The 13,789-nt window shown below is 70.2% G+C and carries 14 protein-coding genes; 5 read left to right on the forward strand and 9 right to left on the reverse strand.

Going from position 1 to position 13,789, the window contains the following annotated elements; genetic code table 11:
• Nucleotides 1-114 precede the first annotated feature (114 nt).
• From FPZ12_RS25480 to FPZ12_RS25490, 3 genes are all read left to right on the forward strand, one after another.
• The gene (locus FPZ12_RS25480; RefSeq protein ID WP_144748898.1) at nt 115-1,251 is read left to right on the forward strand and encodes a Vgb family protein; all 1,137 of its coding nucleotides are present in this window, start codon (nt 115-117) and stop codon (nt 1,249-1,251) included.
• Between the two features lie 68 nt (nt 1,252-1,319).
• A complete protein-coding gene (locus FPZ12_RS25485) occupies nt 1,320-1,934 on the forward strand; it encodes a TetR/AcrR family transcriptional regulator (protein WP_144748899.1) in 615 nt (204 codons plus the stop codon).
• Nucleotides 1,935-1,945: 11 nt separating this feature from the next.
• A complete protein-coding gene (locus FPZ12_RS25490; RefSeq protein WP_144748900.1) occupies nt 1,946-2,701 on the forward strand; it encodes an SDR family NAD(P)-dependent oxidoreductase in 756 nt (251 codons plus the stop codon).
• Here the strand turns inward: FPZ12_RS25490 and FPZ12_RS25495 are convergent.
• Nucleotides 2,698-3,537 (reverse strand): alpha/beta fold hydrolase, encoded by an 840-nt coding sequence (locus tag FPZ12_RS25495; protein ID WP_144748901.1) that lies wholly within the window; start codon nt 3,535-3,537, stop codon nt 2,698-2,700. The two genes, FPZ12_RS25490 and FPZ12_RS25495, sit on opposite strands and share 4 nt — an antisense overlap.
• A gap of 45 nt (nt 3,538-3,582) precedes the next feature.
• Here FPZ12_RS25495 and FPZ12_RS25500 point away from each other — a divergent pair, with 45 nt between their 5' ends.
• On the forward strand, nt 3,583-4,332 hold the full coding sequence (locus FPZ12_RS25500; RefSeq protein WP_144748902.1) for a glucose 1-dehydrogenase: 750 nt from the start codon (nt 3,583-3,585) through the stop codon (nt 4,330-4,332).
• On the opposite strand, the gene FPZ12_RS25505 is transcribed toward FPZ12_RS25500, so the two are convergent.
• The 4 genes from FPZ12_RS25505 to FPZ12_RS25520 are packed head-to-tail and all read right to left on the reverse strand — an operon-like array spanning nt 4,304 to nt 8,443.
• Nucleotides 4,304-5,761, reverse strand: coding sequence for an amidohydrolase (locus FPZ12_RS25505; protein ID WP_144748903.1), 1,458 nt, complete (start codon nt 5,759-5,761; stop codon nt 4,304-4,306). The two genes, FPZ12_RS25500 and FPZ12_RS25505, sit on opposite strands and share 29 nt — an antisense overlap.
• A 16-nt stretch (nt 5,762-5,777) precedes the next feature.
• Nucleotides 5,778-6,983 carry an amidohydrolase gene (locus FPZ12_RS25510; protein ID WP_144748904.1) on the reverse strand — a complete coding sequence of 402 codons (1,206 nt, stop codon included), beginning with the start codon at nt 6,981-6,983 and terminating at the stop codon, nt 5,778-5,780.
• Between the two features lie 45 nt (nt 6,984-7,028).
• Nucleotides 7,029-7,445, reverse strand: a complete 417-nt coding sequence (locus tag FPZ12_RS25515; RefSeq protein ID WP_144748905.1) for an MFS transporter — start codon at nt 7,443-7,445, stop codon at nt 7,029-7,031.
• Entirely contained in the window at nt 7,406-8,443 is a 1,038-nt protein-coding gene (locus FPZ12_RS25520; RefSeq protein WP_144748906.1) for an MFS transporter, read from the reverse strand. Before FPZ12_RS25520 ends, FPZ12_RS25515 begins: the two co-directional genes overlap by 40 nt.
• A 106-nt stretch (nt 8,444-8,549) precedes the next feature.
• On the opposite strand from FPZ12_RS25520, the gene FPZ12_RS25525 reads away from it, so the two are divergent.
• Entirely contained in the window at nt 8,550-9,557 is a 1,008-nt protein-coding gene (locus FPZ12_RS25525) for an Lrp/AsnC family transcriptional regulator (RefSeq protein ID WP_144748907.1), read from the forward strand.
• Nucleotides 9,558-9,560: 3 nt separating this feature from the next.
• Here FPZ12_RS25525 and FPZ12_RS25530 read toward each other — a convergent pair whose 3' ends face one another.
• The 4 genes from FPZ12_RS25530 to FPZ12_RS25545 all read right to left on the reverse strand — a co-directional run.
• Nucleotides 9,561-10,316 (reverse strand): enoyl-CoA hydratase/isomerase family protein, encoded by a 756-nt coding sequence (locus FPZ12_RS25530; RefSeq protein WP_144748908.1) that lies wholly within the window; start codon nt 10,314-10,316, stop codon nt 9,561-9,563.
• Nucleotides 10,316-11,482 carry an aromatic ring-hydroxylating oxygenase subunit alpha gene (locus FPZ12_RS25535; RefSeq protein WP_144748909.1) on the reverse strand — a complete coding sequence of 389 codons (1,167 nt, stop codon included), beginning with the start codon at nt 11,480-11,482 and terminating at the stop codon, nt 10,316-10,318. Before FPZ12_RS25535 ends, FPZ12_RS25530 begins: the two co-directional genes overlap by 1 nt.
• A gap of 15 nt (nt 11,483-11,497) precedes the next feature.
• Nucleotides 11,498-13,066, reverse strand: a complete 1,569-nt coding sequence (locus FPZ12_RS25540) for an AMP-binding protein (RefSeq protein ID WP_144748910.1) — start codon at nt 13,064-13,066, stop codon at nt 11,498-11,500.
• A partial coding sequence (locus FPZ12_RS25545; protein WP_150980499.1) for an SDR family NAD(P)-dependent oxidoreductase occupies nt 13,063-13,789 on the reverse strand: 727 nt, incomplete at its 5' end. The genes FPZ12_RS25545 and FPZ12_RS25540, both read right to left, overlap by 4 nt.

Genomic DNA, 13,789 nt, shown 5'->3' on the forward strand with positions numbered 1-13,789 from the left:
ATGTGATAGCGTCCGCCCGATCGGCGGACAGGGGTCGGCGCCGATCCATCTCCACCATGTCAACGAAGCCACTGGAAGGACGCCGCAGTGCGAACATCAACCAGAAAACGCCGGATGGCCACCGCGGTGGCCGGGGCCGCGCTGATCGCCGGCACGACCGCACTCGTCCCGGCCGCCTCGGCCGACACCGGCACGGTCAACGGCGCCGGGCCGATCAAGGAATTCGCCCCGTTCCCCACGCTCGCCAGCCTTCCCTGTGAGGTGGTCACCGACGACCAGGGCAAGCTGTGGACGGACCAGTTCGTCGGAAACCGTTACGGCAACGTGGATCCCGCGACCGGCGCGGTCAGCGAGGTCCCGCTGCCGAATCTCCTCGGACTGCCCGGCGGGCAGAACAAAGGTCCCGACGGCAAGATCTGGTTCGTCGAAACGGGCGGCAACGGCCTCGGCCGGCTCGACCCGGTCACCCGGAAAATCGACACGTTCCCGTTCCCCTGGGGCAACATCGGCCCGGTCGGGATCCCGACGCTGTCCGATCTGAACACCGGGCTCGGCGTGCCGTTCGACAACAGCTTCGGCAAGGACGGCAAGCTGTACTTCGCCTCGATCGGGCTGAACTACATCGGCAGCTACGACACGCGGACCGGCCAGTGGCAGCAGTGGCCGATCACCACGCCGCTGTCCGGGCCGCTGGCGATGGAGAAGGGCCCCGGCGACACGATCGCGATCGCCGAGGGCACCGGCAACAAGATCGGCCTGTTCGACATCTCCACGCACAAGCTGACCGAGTACACGATCCCCACCCCGGCCGCGCTGCCCGCGGGGCTGTCCGTGTCGCCGGACGACAAGTACCTGTACTTCGGCGAGACGCTCGCGAACAAGGTCGGCAGGCTGGACTTCGCGACCGGCCAGATCAAGGAGTACGACCTGCTCGCCCTGCGCAAGGGCCTGCCCAGCAACGTCGGCACCGGCAACCCGCTGCCCAACCCCGGCCAGCTGCGGTTCGGCAGCGACGGCAAGCTGTACATCATGCAGGGCACCTTCACCCTGGGCAACCAGGTGGGCCAGCTGGACGTGAACACCGGGGAGTACCACGAGCTGAACACGCCGACGCCGTACTCCTCGCCCTGCGACCTGAACAACACGGTCCCGGGCAAGATCTACTTCGGTGAGTTCACCGGCAACCGGATCGGCTACTTCGACATCCCGGACACCGTCGACATCCGCAACACCTTTCCGGTGTTCGGCTGATCTGGTCTAATCTCAGGAACACATACACCGCTAACGGACACTGTCCGTTAGCGGTGTATGCTTGCAGGGTGCCACACGAGAAGGAACAGCAGGCTGATCTGCGGGAACGCATGATCACCAGCGGGGACGCGCGAGCGCAGCGCACCCGCGAAAGACTGGTCACGGCCTTCCTCGAGCTGGCCGCCGAGGGCGCCACCGACCTCAAGGTCAAGGACGTGGTCGGGCGGGCCGGGGTCAACCGCACCTCGTTCTACGCGCATTTCTCCGGCGTCGACGCGCTGGCCATGGCCGCGATGACCGACTACTTCGAAGAGGTCGGGCTGACCGACGCCGAGAGCCGCCCCGGCGACCCGTACGGCACGAGCCTCGAGTCGCTGCGCGAGGTCATCGAGTTCATCGCCGTGCGCGCGACCGTCTACGAGCGCCTGCTCAGCTCCGAATCGACTCCGTTCTTCTCCGCCGTCGAAGACGCCTTCACGCAACGGAACCGGGAGACGCTGAGGAGCCTGCGCAACCTGCCGAAGCACGTCGACGTCGACACCGCCGCCCGGTACGTGGCCGCGGGCGTGATGGGCGTGATCGCCCAGTGGCTGCGCGGCGGCCGCGAGGAGAGCGTCGACCTGCTCGCGAACCGGCTGCGCGATCTGCTTCCGCCGTATCTCACCGGCGCACCCAAGAAATAGGGAGTTCCACAATGGACAGACTGACCGATTTCGTCGTCCTCGTCACCGGCGGCGCCCGCGGCATGGGCGCCTCGCATGTACGCGGCCTCGTCGCGGAGGGCGCGAAGGTCGTGATCGGCGACGTGCTCGACGACGACGGCCGCGCGCTCGCCGACGAACTGGGCAAGCCCGCGTTGTTCGTGCACCTCGACGTGACCGACGAGCAGTCGTGGAAGGACGCGATCGCGGCCACCGAGGAGGCGTTCGGCCCCGTCGACGCGCTGATCAACAACGCCGGTGTCGTGCAGTTCAAGCCCTGGCTGAAGACCACGACCGCGGAATGGCGGCGGGTGCTGGACATCAACCTGACCGCGCAGTTCATCGGGATCAGGGAGATCCTGCCGTCGATGCTCAAGACCGGGCGCGGCGGCGTGGTCGTGAACGTGTCGTCCACGGCCGGCCTGCAGGGATTCGCCGCCGAGCCGGCGTACGTCGCGTCGAAGTGGGGCGTGCGTGGCCTGACGAAGGCCGCCGCCCTGGAGTTCGCGCAGCAGGGAATCCGCGTGGTGTCGGTGCACCCCGGCGTCGTCGAAACGCCGATGACCACCGAGGTGACCGAGGAATCCTATGTGGCGCAACCGATTCCGCGTAAGGGCCGCACCGCCGAGGTCACCGCGCTGATGATCTACCTCCTCGCCGATGCCACCTACAGCACCGGCTCGGAGTTCGTCATCGACGGCGGCGCCGTCCTCGGCCCCGTCGTCCCCGTCCCGCTGGAAGAGGACTAGAGACCGCGCGCCAGGAATTCGCGGATGACGTCCGTGAATTCCTGGTTGCGGTCACCGGCCACCATGTGCCGCGCCTTGCCCACTTCGGCGAACTCCGCCTGGGGCGCGACATCGAGGAAAGCCCGGACGTGTTCGGGCTCGACGAGTTCACTGCTGCCACCCCGCACGAGCAGGAACGGCGCCGTGACGCGGGCCGCGGCGGCCTCGAACCGCGCCGGGTCGTCCTCGGGGTCGTAGCCGGGGTGGTCGACGAGCGCGGGGTCCCAGTGCCAGCGCCAGCGGCCGTCCTCGCCCCGGCGCAGGTTCTTCGCCAGCCCACGGGTGTCTTTGACCGGCGGGCGATGCGGCAGATACCGCGAAACCGCCGCGGCCGCGTCTTCCAGCGTCACGAACCCGTCGAGCCCGCCGCGCATGAACTCGACCACCTGCCGCCGCCCGGCCGCGCTCATCCGCGGCGTCACGTCGACGAGCACGAGCCCGGCGCAGTCCACCGCCGGCTCCTCCCCCGCCGCGAGCAACGCCGCGCGCCCGCCCATCGACGCGCCCACCAGCGCGACCGGCCGGGCCAGCTCCGCCGCGATGGCGCGGATGTCGTCGGCGATCGTGGTCGCCGAATAGTCCCCATCGGACGCCCACTCGCTCTCGCCGTGGCCGCGCAGATCGACGTTGACGGTGAGGAACCCGTTGCGCACCAACGCTTCCACCGTCTCGCCCCATGAATGCCGGGTCTGACCGCCGCCGTGCAGCAGTACCACCGCGGGCCCGTCCGCCGGGCCGGCCCAGTCGGCGGCCAGCCGGACGCCCTTGCCGTCGAGCCGCCTGGTCGTCGAAGTCATCTTCCGATCCTAACGGACACTGTCCGATAGGCGTAGCCTGAACTCATGACGAAGCTGGACGGCAAGGTCGCGATCATCACGGGCGCGGCCAGCGGGATGGGCGCGGAGCACGCGCGGGTGTTCGTCGAAGAGGGCGCGAAGGTCGCCCTGACGGACGTCAACGAAGAGGCGGGCGCGAAACTCGCCGCGGAACTCGGCGAGAACGCCTTGTTCCTGCGGCACGACGTGACCGACCCGGACTCGTGGGACGAGGTCGTACGGGCCGCGACCGCGCGGTTCGGCCCGGTGACCGTGCTGGTCAACAACGCCGGGTTCGCCGGGCCCACGGCCACCGTGGCGGACATGTCCACAGAGGACTACCTGAAGACCATCGCGATCGACCAGCACGGCGTTTTCTACGGGATGCGTGCCGTCATCCCCGGCATGATCGACGCGGGCGGCGGCTCGGTCGTCAACATCTCCTCGGTCGCCGGGTTCGTGCACCAGATCGACGTGCCCAACCCGGCCTACACGGCGGCGAAGTTCGCCGTGCGCGGTCTGACAAAGGCCGCCGCCGTCCAGTTCGGGCCGCAAAAGGTGCGCGTGAACTCCGTGCACCCTGGCGGGGTGCTGACGCCGATGCTGCGGGACACCGTGCCGCAGGAGGCGATCGACGTGCTGAACAAAGACGTTCCATTGCGGCGTATGGCCGAACCCCGGGAGGTCTCGCAGCTGGTCGTGTTCCTCGCATCCGACGCGTCGTCCTACATCACCGGCGCCGAGCACCTCATCGACGGAGGGCAGACGGCGGACTGACCCGCGCGGGCGGCGCGAGCATCCCGTCCGGAATCGGGCACACGTAAGGGGTTTCCTTCAGGGTCGCCGCGTGCTCGGCCCGGGCCGCGGCCAGCAGCGCCGGATCGGCGAGCAGGTCCAGCGCCGTCGCGGCGATCACCGTGGCCGCGTGCGTGATGGCCTTGTGCGCGGCGGGGAGCTTGCCCTGCGCGACGTATTGCCAGGTGTGCCAAGGAGTTCCGAGCGCCACCGCGCTGCTGAGGATCTGCACGGTCGGGGTGATCCAGCTGACGTCCCCGACGTCGCTCGACCCCGCGTTGAGGTGGCGGTGCTCGGGCGCGGCCAGCTCCGGCACCCCGTCGTGCAGGCAGCGCGCGTCCCCCGCGGCCATCCCGGCCGCCACCCGGGCGCGCCGCACCTCTCCCGCCTCGAAGCCCGCGCTGAAAGCGGCGGCGCGTTCCTGGTCTGCCTCGTCGAACGGGACGCCGCCGACCTCGATCAGCGTGCCGTGCAAGGCTTCTTCGAGCACGCGGTTGGGCAGGATCTCCGCGCTGGCACCGTCCAGCCGCACCTCGACCTCGGTCGACGTCATCTGCGCGGCACCGCGCGCGATCGCGACCACCCGGTCGTACAGCTCCTGCATCGCGGGCACGGTTTCCGCCCGCACGAGGTAGTAGACCTCGGACGTGGCAGGGACGACGTTCGGCGATTCGCCACCGGCGTCGGTGAAGGCGTAGTGGATCCGGGAACTGTCGGCCATGTGCTCGCGCAGGAAGTTCACGCCCACGTTCATCAGTTCGGCCGCGTCCAGCGCGCTGCGGCCGAGGTGCGGCGACACCCCGGCGTGCGCGGCGACGCCGGTGAACCGGAAATGCGCCTGCACGTAGGCGAGACACCGGCCCTGCGTCGAGATGGTGCCGGTGCCGCCGGCCGGATGCCAGGTGAGCGCGGCGTCCACGTCGTCGAACGCCCCGGCCGCCGCCATGAAGGACTTGCCGGCGGCGGCTTCCTCGGCGGGACAACCGTAATACCGCACACGCCCGGGAAGATCGCGCTGTTCGAGGTGCCGGGCGAGCGAGACCGCGGCGAGCAGCGAGCCGGCGCCGAGCATGTGATGCCCGCAGCCGTGTCCGTGCCCGGTGATGTTGCCCGGATCAGGACCGGGCACGGCGGAACCGGACTGCTGGCTGAGCCCGGCCAGCGCGTCGTACTCGCCGAGGAAGGCGACGACCGGGCCTTCGGTGCCCTTTTCCGCTTGGAACGCCGTGGGAATCCCGCCGATGTCGCGGGTGACGGCGAAACCCTCCCGCTCGACGATCGCGAGGTGGCGGGCGGCGGCGTCGTGTTCCTCCCAGCGCAGCTGCGGGTGGTCCCAGATGGCGTCGCTGAGCGCGTGGAATTCGGGGGCGAGTTCCGCGACGAGGGGTCGCAGTGCACTCACTGAGGTCATGGCGCGGGGCTCCTTCTCAGGCTTCGAGGGTTTTGCGGGTGGCACCGGCCGGGCGGTTTCGCCGCAGTTCCAGCAGTTCCGAGCGCAACGTTCCGTCGAGCGCGACATCGAGCGCGGTGAGCGCCAGTGCTTTCGCGCCATCGAGCACGGCCTTGTCCGCGGCCGGAGTCGCCGCGGCGGCGGCGAAGTCGGCGTGGTGGCCGACGGCGTCGCTGCCCTCGATGGCGACCATGGGGTGGATGGCGGGCAGCACCTGGGACACGTTGCCCATGTCGGTCGAGCCGCCGCCGAAGACGCGGCCGGGGTCCAGCGTGCGGCCGAGCCCCTCCAGGTTGCGGTTCCACACCGCCGCGATCCCGGCGTGCGGAGCCAGTGGGGCGTAAGGGTTTTCGGTACGGCGGTACTTCCATTCGCAGCCCGTGGCGAGCGCGCCCGCCTCGAAGCAGGCGAGCACGCGCCTGCGGGCGTCGCGCCACTCGTCGAGGTCGTAGGCGCGGACCTCGAGCTGGATCACGGTGCGCGCCGGGATGATGTTGGTGGCTTCGCCGCCGTGCGAGATGAAGGCGTTGACGTTCACGTCGCGGGTGAGCTGCTGGCGCAACAGGCCGAGCGCGGTGAGCGCCACCGTCGCGGCGGCTCCGGCGTTGATGCCCTGCTCCGGGAAACCGGCGGCGTGCGCGGCGCGGCCGGTGAATTCGACCTCGATCCGCTCGACCGCGGTGCTGTGCATGGCGTCGCACGGGGCATCGGCTCCGGTGCTGCCGTGGACCATCATCGAGAACGCGGCGTCCTCCCAGGCCCCGGCGAGCAGGAGGTCCACCTTGCCGCCGCCGTGTTCCTCCGCGGGCGTGCCCAGGAGTTTCACCCGCAGGCCGGCCTCGGCGGCGACGGCTTTCAGCGCGATCGCGGCACCCACGCCGGTGGCGGCGATCATGTTGTGCCCGCACGCGTGCCCGATGTCCGGGAGCGCGTCGTACTCGGCGCACACCACGACGGTCAGGTCCCCTTCCCCCGCAACGGCTTCCACGGCCGTCTTCACCCCGTAGGCGCCGACCTCGGTGGCGAACCCCGCGGCTTCGGCGGCCCGTGCGACGAGGCGAGCGGCGTCACGCTCCTCATAGGACAGTTCGGGGTTGGCGTGGATGGCGTGGCTGAGTTCGATCAGCTGCGGTGCGCGCTCATCGATGATCTCGATGATCCGGGCGCGCGGATCTGTCGTCATAGGACACTCCTTCGCGGTTCGGTAAGAGGGACGGTCACGGCACGCTCACTCCGTGGCACCCCGCGCGAGCGCGATCGAAAGCCCGGCGACAGCAAGGGAAAGCGCGGCACAGATGATCCAAACGACCACATAGGACGATTCCGCCGAGACCGTCTTCCCGCTCACCGTGATCACCAGCCCCGACATCACCGCGGCGAACACCGCACCGGCGACCGAACCGGCGGCCGTGCGGCCCGCGTTGTACAGCCCCGAAGCAATCCCGACCGAGTCACGGGGCGCCCGCTGGACGACGATCGTCGGCAGCACGGCGGCGACGAGACCGCCGCCCAGTCCGAGCCCGGCCTGCCAGAGCAGGAACGGGGGCAGGCTGTCGTGGAACGCCGCGGTGGCGAGGTAGGACAGCGCCGAGAGCAGCGCGCCGATCACCAGCGTCGCGGTCTGCCGAGGCGCTTGGTCAGCCACGCGGCGAGCGCCGTGCCGAGGAACATCGTGGCGCCAAGGACCAGCAGCGCGCCGCCGAGCGCCGAACCGGCGAGGCCGAGACCGAACCCGGTGCTCCGCGGTTTGGTGGCCAGAAAAACCGAGTTGGGCGCGGAACTGCCGAACAGGTGCGCGCCGAACACGAACGCGGTCAGCAGTGGCAGCCCCTGCCCGCCGCCGCGCAACAGCGCGAGGTCGACGAGCGGATGCCGCACCCGCTGTTCCACCCACACCCACAGCACGAGCACCGCGAGACCGCCGAGCATGCCGGTCAGCGTGCGGGCGTCCGTCCAGCCCCACCGCGCGCCATTTCCCAGCGCGCCAAGGAAAAGCACCAGGCCGCCGCCGAGCAGGGCCGCGCCGAGCCAGTCGACGCCCCCGGTTTTGCGTGTCGTCGTCTCGGGCACGAGGAACAGCAGGACGACGATGGCGAGGATCATCAGGACCGCGGGGATCCACAGCGTCGCGGACAGGCTCAGGTACTGCTTCGCGACGCCCGCGAGCAGCAGGCCGAGGCTCGCGCCGATGGTGAGCGCGCCGACGAGCAGGCCGATCCCCCGGCCGGCCCGCTCCCCCGCGCGTTCCCGGACGATGGCGAACTCCAGCGGCAGGAACGCGGTGATCGCGCCCTGCAGCACGCGGCCGGCGAGCAGCAGCCCGAAGTCAGGCGCGATAGCGACGATGACCGAACCGAGCGCGACGCACGACGCGGCGACGGCCAGAAGCCTCTTGTGGCCGTAGATGTCGCCGAGTTTGGACAGCAGCGGCACACAGACCACTGTGGACAGCAGGGCGGAAGCGGTGATCCAGTTCGCGTCGGCCGACGTGAGGCCGTAGCGCTCGACGAAGCTGGACAGCAGGGGCGAAATCCAGCCCTGCGTGAGCCCGGAGGCCAGCTCCATCACGACGAGGAAACCGACGAGCGAGGCCGTCCGCGGCGGTGAGGGCGTGGCGACGGCGACGGGGGGACTGGTGGACATCGGCACACTCCAGGGCGGGATCCGACGAGGAAGTTCCGTCGATGTTCAGATTCCCAGCGCCGTTCGCGCAGCTGCTTGCAGGATCCGGCTCGGATATCGTGTGGTGATGCAGGATAAGGTCCGCCTCGACGAGCTGGACCGCTTGCTCGTCAACGCGCTGCAGGTCAGCCCGCGTGCGTCGTGGACGCAGGTGGCGTCGGTACTCGGCGTGGACGCGGTCACGGTCGCGCGGCGATGGGAGCGGCTGCGCGAGTCCGGCACGGCATGGGTCACCGCGTACGTCGGGCGCCCGGGGTGGACGGGCCCGCTCGCGCTCGTCGAGATCGAGAGCGCCGGGAACTCGCTCGCCGTCGCGCGCCGGCTGGTCGACGATCCGGAATGCGCGACGATCGACATCACCTCCGGCGGGCGCGACCTGCTGCTCACCGTCACCGCACCGGACAACACGAGCCTGACCGACTATCTGTTGCACAGGCTGGGTTCGCTCGAACACGCGCGGTCGGTGCGCACGCACATCGTCACCCGCGTCATCGCCGAGGGCGCACGCTGGCGGCTGCCGGACCTGACCGAATCCCAGGTCGCCCGGCTCACCGAACCGAAGGCACCGGCCGCGGCCACCGCGGCGGCGGATCTGACCGACACCGAGCGCGCGATCCTCGACTGTCTCGTCGAGGACGCCCGCATCCCGGCGACGGAACTGGCCGCGCGCACGGGGCTGCCGGTCCGGCGCGCCCGTGACCTCCTTCGCGCCATGCTCCGTTCGCGGCGCGTCACGCTGCGCACCGAACTGCAGAGCCGGGCGAGCGGCTGGCCGATCTACGCCTGGTTCTTCCTGCGCGTGCCGTCCACCGCCACCGACAAGATCAGCCCGCGCCTGGGCAGCCTGCCGGAGATCCGCACGGTGCTCCAGGTCGCGGGACCCAGCAACGTGATCATGGCCGTGTGGCTGCGCGAGCTGCCCGATGTCTCGCGCCTCGAAGCCGCGATCGAGGGCCAGCTCCGCGACGTCGAAATAATCGACCGGTCCGTCGTTCTCCGCACCACCAAACGCATCGGCGTCGTCCTGGACGACGAAGGCCGCCGGGTGCGCACGGTGCGCATGCGGATGGCGTGACGGTCAGTCGCCGCGCGAAGCCAGGAACCCCGCGAACAACTCCGACGTGCTCTTCGGCGCCAGTGCGTGATGCATCACGGAGTTCTCCGCCTCGGCGCCGTCGGGCAGGGAGCGCCCGGCGTTGTCGTGGATGAGCCGCTTCAGCTCGGACAGGGCCGCCGGCGGATGTCCCGCGATGGCCGCCGCGACCTCGATCGCCTTGGCCACGACCTCGTCGTCCGGAACGACGTGGTTGAGCAACCCGGCGGCCAGGCCTTCGTCCGCCTCGACGGGGCGCGCGGTCATCAGCCACTCCTTCGCCCGGCCCATCCCGACCAGCGGCGGCAGGTTCCACGTCGCCATCACGCCCAGATACGGCACGGCGGTCACCCGGAACACCGTTCGCCGGCAGCCGATCCGGACGTCCGCGCACAGCGCCAGCATCGCGCCGCCGCCGAGGGTGAACCCGTTCAACGCGGCGACGACCGGCTTGGGGAAGTCGAAGATCCGCGCCCAGTACGGCTCACGGCGCAGGTTGCTCATCAGCGTTTCGGCTTCGTCGAGCGGTTCCAGTTCGCGGACGTCGTACCCGGCAGAAAACGCGCGCTCGCCCGCGCCGGTGACCACGATCGCGCCGATCGACTCGTCCCCGGCCAGTTCACCGAAGACGTCGTACAGCGCACGGTGCAGTTCCTGGTTCAGCGCGTTGAGCTTGTCCGGCCGGTTCAACGTGAGCACGGCGACCCTGTCACGCCGCTCCACCAGCAGTACGTCCGCCATCAGGAGTCCTTTCCGGACAGTCCCGCGTACCGGCCGCCGATGTCGCGCATCAGCTGCCGGTGCAGGTGCTGGCAGGACGCTTCGCCGCGACCGTAGAGGAACGAGCCGTCCGGGTTGCCCTCCGCGTTCTCCTGGATCGAGCGCGCCATCGGCCAGTCCTCCTCCAGCGCGGCGTCGCGCAGGATCTCCCAGCTGCGGGTGACCCGGCCCTTCATCCGCTCGTCGAGGATCTCCGGGCGGACCAGGAACCGGATGTGCACGTGCGAGCGCGACGGGCTCTTCGCGTCCGGCCACACGACCCAGTGCTCGACGTGGTCGGGCGAGGCGATGAACATCGAGTTCGGGTAGACGACCAGGTTGCTGCCGACGTACTTCCAGCCGCCCTCGACGTCTTCGCCGGACTTGGCGATCGCGGTCATCTTCATCCGCGGGGTGAACAGCTGCCCGTGCCTGCCGTAGTCCTTCCACACCGACGTCCCGGTCTCGATGATCTTGCCGACGCCGGTGGGGTGCAGGAACTTCGGATGCAGGACGTCGTAGGCCCCGTCCATCACGATCTTCCAGTTGATGTCCAGGGTGAACCGCTGGTCGAGAAAAGTGACGGCGTCGTCCAGCCCGAAGGACGCGACCTGTTCCTCCGCCGGGCCGAGCCAGCCGGCCACCGGCCTGCCTTGCCCGGAGAAGTCGACCCAGACGAACCCGTGCCGCTCCTCGGCGTGGACACCGGTGAGCCCGTTGCAGGATTTGTCGACCGGCTCGAAGGACTCCTCGTACGGGACGTGCCGCAGGCTGCCGTCCGGCCCGTAGGCCCAGCCGTGGTAGGCGCACATGAAGATGCGCTTGTTCCCGGAGTCGGCCGGCTCGACGCGGCCGCCGCGGTGTTTGCACATGTTGAGCGAAACCCGCACCGACCCGTCGCGTTGCCGGACGATGAGCACCGCGCGCCCCAGGATGGTGCGCGTGACGAAGTCGCCGGGCTTCGGCAGCTCCGATCCGCGCGCGGCGATCACCGGCAGCCGGCGCAGCAGATCCCGTTCGGCGGCGGCCCATTCCTCGCTGACGTAGTGGTCGATCGGCACCCGGAGGTCGGAGTCCGCGAGGTCCGTCGTGTCGTTGCGCAGGTGTTCGGTCAGGCGCCCGACGACGTCTTCGTTCAGTACGGTCACTTCTTTCCTTTCGGATCAGCGCGGGACGGCGATCCCGGCGGCTTCGCGGTCCCAGGTCCCCGGTGTGACCGGGGTTTCGCGCAGTTCTGCCTTGCGCACCTTGCCGGTGGGGGTCCGGGGAAGGCCGTCGGTGAACTCGATGTAGCGCGGCACCATGAAGCGCGGCAGGTGCTCGATCAGGTACGCGAGCAGCTCGGGTTCGGTGAGCCCAGAGTCGTCGTCGCGAATGACGACGACCTTCACGTCGTCCTCTCCCAGTTCCGAAGGCACGCCGATGCACGCGCAGGCCTCGACCTCCGGATGCGCGGCGACCGTCGCCTCGACCTCCAGCGAGGAGATGTTCTGCCCCCTGCTGCGGAGGTAGTCGGCTTTGCGGTCGACGAAGTAGTACTGCCCGTTGGGGTCGCGGCGGAGGATGTCGCCGGTGTGCAGCCACCCGTTCCGCCACGCGCGCGCCGTCGCTTCGGGCCTGCCGAGGTATTCCGTCATCAGCCGCCAGGGCCGCGTCGAGCGGATCACGAACTCGCCCGGTTGCCCGTCCGGAACGTCGTAGTCGTGATTATCGACGAGCCGGGCTTCGAAGCCTGGCAGCAGCCGTCCACACGCCGCGGGGTCGACGGGATCGCCGGTCGAGATGGGCAGCCCGATCTCCGTCATCCCCCACGCGGTCGAGATCCGCACGCCGAAGCGGCGTTCGAACTCCCGGAACCGGACGGGCAGCGGCAGCATGACAGCGCGCCGCAGCGGGTTGGCGGCGTCGTCGGGACGCCCGGGCCGGTTCAGCAGCAGCGCGCCGAAGCCCATCAGGTGGACGTGCGTGCAGCCGTGCTCGCGGATGTCGTCCCAGAACGCGCTGACGCTGAACCGTGGCCGCTGCACCACCCGGAGCCCCAGCTCCGCGGCGACGACGAGGGCGTACTTGCCGAGGCCGTGGAAGACCGGCCACGGCGAGTAGATCGCACCGCCCGGGTACTCCCCCGGCCGGTCGCCGGGGAAGGTCGCTTCGACGGTGAGGTGCAGCGAAGCCCACGGGGTCAGCACCCCCTTCGACGGTCCGGTCGTGCCCGACGTGTACACCACGGCATACGGGTCATACTCGGCCGGCGCGGGCCGCTCGGCCGGATGGGCAACGCGGAGCAGGTCGTCGAGAAGGCAAGTCTCCCAAGGGAGTTCGACGTGTTCGTCGACGAAAACGACGGTCCGCAGCGCGGTGAGCCGATCCGCGACCACGGCAAGCCGCGCCGCGTATTCCGCCGTCGTCACGAGGACCGCGGCGCGCGAGTCGTTGAGCGCGTGGGCCAGCAGCGCGCCCCGGTAGTCGACGTTCAGCGGCGCCTCGACCGCGCCGGCCCAGCACGCGCCGAGCCACACCGAGTGCGCCCGCGCGCCGGGGTCGAGCATGCTCGCCACCCGGTCGCCCCGCCGCACGCCGAGCGTCGCCAGCGCGTCGGCGACTTTCAGGGTTTCCTCGTAGAACTCCCGGTTCGTCCAGCGCGCGCCGCCCGCCTCCTCCAGGAAGACGTCGTCAGGCCGAGCCAGACTCCGGAGGCGGAGCAGCTCGGGCATCGTGGCCACGGGACTCACGCGAGCACCACCCCGCCCTCGACGGGCACGAGAACCCCGTTCAGATAAGCGGCGGCCGGGGAAGCGAGGAACACCACGACGTTCGCCACGTCCTCGGCGGTGGCGATCCGCCCGACCGGGATGGTGTCCATGACACGCTGCCGCAGCCCGGGATCCTCGCGGATGTGCTGGGACATGTCGGTCAGCACCGCGCCCGGGCACACGGCGTTCGCGCGGACGCCCTTCGGCCCGTAGTTCAAGGCCAGTGACCTGACGAACCCGGCGAGGCCGCCCTTGCTGGCCGCGTAGGCGCTCACCGTGCTGCCGGTCAGCGCGCCCGCCACGGACGCCGTGCACACGACGCTGCCGCCGGTTTGTATCAGCTGGGGCATGGCGTACTTGGTGCACAGGAAGGTGCCGGTCAGGTTCACGTCGAGGGTCCGGCGCCAGGTGTCGAGGTCGAGCGTCTCGAGCAGACCGTCGTTCCCGCCGGCGAGGCCGAAGAAGACCGCCGCGTTGTTGTGCAGAAGGTCGATCCGCCCCCACTCCCCGACGATCGCCGCCATCGCGGAGCGCACGGACGCTTCGTCCGAGACGTCGCACCGCAGGCCGAGGGCCTTCCCGCCGATCTCGTCCGCCCGCGCCGACGCCGCCTCGCCGTCGACGTCCAAAAGCGCGACGGCGAATCCCGCCTCCGAAAGCCCCCGCGCGGCCGCGGCCCCGATCCCACGGCCCGCCCCGGTG

It is taken from the genome of Amycolatopsis acidicola (assembly GCF_007713735.2).
Taxonomy (GTDB): Bacteria; Actinomycetota; Actinomycetes; order Mycobacteriales; family Pseudonocardiaceae; genus Amycolatopsis_E; species Amycolatopsis_E acidicola.

Bases quoted from the DNA above. Each gene is read 5' to 3' on its own strand.
- FPZ12_RS25490 (WP_144748900.1), top strand. From the start codon at position 1,946: ATGGACAGACTGACCGATTTCGTCGTCCTCGTCACCGGCGGCGCCCGC.
- FPZ12_RS25505 (WP_144748903.1), bottom strand. From the start codon at position 5,761: ATGACCTCAGTGAGTGCACTGCGACCCCTCGTCGCGGAACTCGCCCCC.
- FPZ12_RS25510 (WP_144748904.1), bottom strand. From the start codon at position 6,983: ATGACGACAGATCCGCGCGCCCGGATCATCGAGATCATCGATGAGCGC.
- FPZ12_RS25480 (WP_144748898.1), top strand. From the start codon at position 115: ATGGCCACCGCGGTGGCCGGGGCCGCGCTGATCGCCGGCACGACCGCA.
- FPZ12_RS25520 (WP_144748906.1), bottom strand. From the start codon at position 8,443: ATGTCCACCAGTCCCCCCGTCGCCGTCGCCACGCCCTCACCGCCGCGG.
- FPZ12_RS25530 (WP_144748908.1), bottom strand. From the start codon at position 10,316: ATGGCGGACGTACTGCTGGTGGAGCGGCGTGACAGGGTCGCCGTGCTC.
- FPZ12_RS25525 (WP_144748907.1), top strand. From the start codon at position 8,550: ATGCAGGATAAGGTCCGCCTCGACGAGCTGGACCGCTTGCTCGTCAAC.
- FPZ12_RS25500 (WP_144748902.1), top strand. From the start codon at position 3,583: ATGACGAAGCTGGACGGCAAGGTCGCGATCATCACGGGCGCGGCCAGC.
- FPZ12_RS25495 (WP_144748901.1), bottom strand. From the start codon at position 3,537: ATGACTTCGACGACCAGGCGGCTCGACGGCAAGGGCGTCCGGCTGGCC.